The following is a 3,829-nucleotide window of genomic DNA, read 5'->3' on the forward strand; positions in this document are numbered from 1 at the left end:
CAGCTTTGTGAGGAACACGAGATTCTAACCACTTCTGTTGAGGCCGGGGAACTCGCCTCAGAGTTGGTCCGACTGTTTCAAACAGGCATCAAAGACGAGACTGTGCTGATGGTCTTGATGCGCGCCAGGTTGAACCACCGGCAGGCCCAGTCCGTAGGCTAGTCTTGCAACCACAGCCGTATGGAGGAAAATTATGTTGTACCCTGGTCACTGCCTTGGTCCGTGCGAGATTGAAATGTTGTCTCGCATTTGCCCGACTGTGTGCGACGAGAGCAAATTGCCGCTTACTTCGCCCGATGCCGAAAAAGCGGCTTCTCACCTGCTAAAGCTCTTTGTGAACGGCCTTACCCGCGAGGAGGAACTGGTTGATGCGGCCAGGAACCGTATGAAATGGCTGCCTCGAGCTCATGCTTTTCAAAAGGCGACGCTGCCGCACTTCCAAGCCGTTAGTCAGCAGCAAGTGGCTTAGCCGGTTTACGAATGCGGGCAGCTCATTTTTCACGCAGCCCCTGCCAGGCCGAGTTGAGCCAGGAATTTCGAAACTCCGCTGAGCACATTGGTTCGTGGGGCCTCGAACTTGTAGCGGTACGAGGACACCTCAACCGGCTGATGGATAGCCCCAAACTGGTACGCTACCTCGCTCATCATTTTCCAAAGCAACTCGCTCAATTCCAAGGCGTTTTGGAAACGGCTTGAGTTCCCAGTGCGGCCGCAGGCGCCGCGCCGGCTGCCTAGCGTCGTTCTCTAGCCGCCCTCTGAGAAATCTCATCCTTTCGCAGGAGCGGTGGAAAAGGCCGCGATAATCGCCTCGAGCGACACGCTCAGAGCATTCGAAAAGGTCCTGCCCTTCTGCCAAATCGCGACGTAATGATAAAGAGCTGACGGTTCCACCGGTTTTGCTTCGAGGTTAAACGCTTCGTATTCACGCGCAATGATTTCATTGGTTATGGAAATGCCCAGGCCAGCCGAAACGTATCCGGCCTCGTGACCGTTGCAGTCGAATTCCACCAGTATGTTCGGCTCAACGCCGGCGAAGCGCAACGCATTGAAGTTCATCTGGTGGGCGGCGAACTGGGGATCGATATCGACGATCGTTTCGCCAGCCAGGTCGTGCGCCTGGATACAGGTCTGTTGTGAAAAGCGGTGGTCGGGATGAAAGATGCACACGTTGCGCGCCGACCCGAGCGGCGCCCATTCAAACAGGCGTGGGTCCAGCGGCAATCTCGAGATCCCCAGATCCGCGCGACCGGCCAAGATGTACTCGCCGATCTGGTCGTAGCTTCCAGAAATTGACCGGACGTTCGGAGAGCGACACGGGAAAGCCCTCCGGCGCTCTCTCTGACCGGACGGGCTCAAACCCGTCGCGCCCGCCCTCTCACTCTGACCACCGCACACAAAAAGGCCCGGCGCTCTTGCAAGTGCCGGGCAGCCAGATCATCCGCGAAGCCGAGGCTATTCCGCGGCGTCGAGTTGCTGCTCACTCTTCTCGTCGCCCCGACTGTCTTCGTCGTCACCGGCGAGAAAATCGGGCAGCGCTTTGTCTGCCTCGTCCGCGTTTGACGCGCCCTCGGCATCGAGGTCGATGAGCCGCAGCGGTTCGGGCAGCCAGCCACTGTCGGCCAGCAGCCGCTCCGCCTCTTTGGCCATGTCGTCCTTCTTGAGGTGGTCGATAAGCTGGGCGGCGCTCTCGCCTTCACCCTCGCGAACGGCCTCGATAATACGTGCCTTGGTGACGCGCCCGAGATAGTTGCCGACCGTCGGCCGCCAACCGGCATCGACCATGTCGAGGCCGACTACCCGGGCCAGGTGATCGGCCTCAGTGAGACGCTCCTGCACGCCATGTGCCGAGATAGCGCCGTTCCCATAGCGATCGGCCTTTTCATAAAGGGCGTTCACGCCGAAGGATGCACAATGGGCAAAAAGCGCGGCTCGCTCGTCGTCAGTAAGCGCCGCAAGCGCATCCCAGAGGTCGTCGACCCCCCCAGGCAAACGGGTTTCCCAGGCCGCGTGGCGGACTTCGACCGCGTGCGCGTAAGGCGTGTCGCGAAGCTCGGCAGATTGGGCCGAGAAAACCGTGCCGCGGACAGAGACTTCCATCGCGACACCCTGTGATCTGTAGCGGGAAAACACGTCGCGCACGAACTTGTGGAGCACGGCAAGGTAGGCGATCGCCGGATCGTTCGCGAGCTTGTCGCGTAGCGCCAGCGTGCGCTCGGCGGTCAGTTCCATGATCAGGCGATCCGGCAAGGGCTTGATGCCATCCTCCTCATCATCCTGCGGCTGAGCTGGCTGGCCGCCGATGGTAATTACCGCCCGCTGGACCGACGTCGCCCCATCGTCGGTTCCCCCGGCCCCGAAGTCACTCTCGCCATCGGGCGCAACGGAAGCTTCGTCCTCCGGCTTCACATAGCCACGCTCGACGAGAAGCGATCCATCGGCGTCAACGCTGAGAAAGACACCCGCTTTTGCAATGTCGACCGGATCGAAGTGGACGGGGCGCGCCTCCAGCGCACAAATGGCGGCTTCAAGCTCGCCAAACCGCTGGTCGATCTCATCGGGCAACTCGTCCGCCTCTTCGTATTCCGCCTGCAGCTTGTCGAACTCGTCACGCAGCGCCCCGAGCGTTGCCTGCTCCTCGTCGGTCAAGTCAACGGGCGTGCCGTGGAGTTCACGCAAGCCGTTCGCGGCGCCGTAGGGAAAGCTCACCGCGACCTCGATCCACTTCCAGCCCTCATTGGCAATTTCATCAGCCGTGAGCTGGAGCTTTTCGGCGACAAGACGGTCGAGCAGCAGCGCGTCTTGGAGCCATCCGCCGTCATCCGACTGGAAGAGGTCACGCAGCACCTGGCCGCCAGCTGCCTCATAGGCATCGAGCCCAACGAACACGGAACGCTTGTCGGAAGCGCGGACAGTGTTCTCCGTCAACATGCGGCGAATCTGGTATGGCTCTTTCGACCAGCTGTTGTTGATCGCCTCCCACACTTGCTCCTGTTTTGCGTGGTCGTCACTGACCGAGAACGCTTCGAGTTGAGCGATCGTCATTCCGGCGTCGGCATAGACATCGAGCAGCGCCGGCGACACGGCGGTGAGCTTCAGGCGCTGCTTGACGATGGTGACGGAGATGAAGAAAGCGGCGGCAATCTCCTCCTCCGACATGCCCTTGTCGCGCATGTCCTTGAACGCGCGATAGGCATCCAATGGATGAAGTGGGACGCGATCGATGTTCTCGGCCAGCGAAACTTCCTCCGCCAGGACAGCGTTGTTGCCCATGACACAAGGAACGGGTGCGGTCCTGGCAAGCCGCTTCTGGCTCACGAGCATTTCGAGAGCGCGGTAGCGGCGACCGCCGGCCGGCACCTCGAATATGCCTGTCTCGTCGCCGCCGGCATCGAGCAGGGGACGAACATGGAGGCTCTGGATCAGGCCCCGGCGGGCGATCGAAGCCGCCAGATCCTCGATCGAGACGCCGGCCTTGATGCGCCGGACGTTGCTCTGGGCGAGCACCAACTTGTTGAAAGGGATGTCGCGCGAGGACGACAAGGTGATCTTTTGAACGGCAGTAGCCATGGTGTTTTCTCCGCGACGGTGGCCGAGAGCCTCTCTCTCGACCCAAACCCGTCATGAAATACCGGCACCCCTCTCACTCTCCTGGCCACCGAACCGGGAAGCCGGCGAAGCGCGGTCCGACTCCGGTTCTGCGTGGCTCACCACGCCGCTTCCCGTTTGTCGTTCGCCGCTGCCGCGGTGGCTTGCTGATCCACGCCAGGCTGGAAGCCGAGGATGAATTCGGCGGCCTTCGAGGCGGCGCTGGCGGCACGGACAATGGCGC

At 61.2% G+C, this 3,829-nt stretch carries 4 protein-coding genes; 1 reads left to right on the plus strand and 3 read right to left on the minus strand.

Features of this window, described 5'->3' with window-relative positions:
* Nucleotides 1-277: 277 nt before the first annotated feature.
* Nucleotides 278-469, plus strand: a complete 192-nt coding sequence (locus tag EN906_RS26090) for a hypothetical protein (RefSeq protein ID WP_127270414.1) — start codon at nt 278-280, stop codon at nt 467-469.
* A gap of 29 nt (nt 470-498) precedes the next feature.
* Here the strand turns inward: EN906_RS26090 and EN906_RS37805 are convergent, their stop codons facing one another.
* The 3 genes from EN906_RS37805 to EN906_RS26100 all read right to left on the minus strand — a co-directional run bounded on the left by EN906_RS37805 (nt 499) and on the right by EN906_RS26100 (nt 3,567).
* Nucleotides 499-645 carry a hypothetical protein gene (locus EN906_RS37805; RefSeq protein ID WP_164754473.1) on the minus strand — a complete coding sequence of 49 codons (147 nt, stop codon included), beginning with the start codon at nt 643-645 and terminating at the stop codon, nt 499-501.
* A gap of 120 nt (nt 646-765) precedes the next feature.
* Nucleotides 766-1,395 carry a LysR family transcriptional regulator substrate-binding protein gene (locus tag EN906_RS26095; RefSeq protein WP_236383364.1) on the minus strand — a complete coding sequence of 210 codons (630 nt, stop codon included), beginning with the start codon at nt 1,393-1,395 and terminating at the stop codon, nt 766-768.
* 57 nt (nt 1,396-1,452) lie between these two features.
* Entirely contained in the window at nt 1,453-3,567 is a 2,115-nt protein-coding gene (locus EN906_RS26100; protein WP_127270413.1) for a ParB/RepB/Spo0J family partition protein, read from the minus strand.
* Nucleotides 3,568-3,829 lie beyond the last annotated feature (262 nt).

Origin of the sequence: Mesorhizobium sp. M7A.F.Ca.CA.004.06.1.1, assembly GCF_003999135.1 — a bacterium.
Taxonomy (GTDB): Bacteria; Pseudomonadota; Alphaproteobacteria; order Rhizobiales; family Rhizobiaceae; genus Mesorhizobium.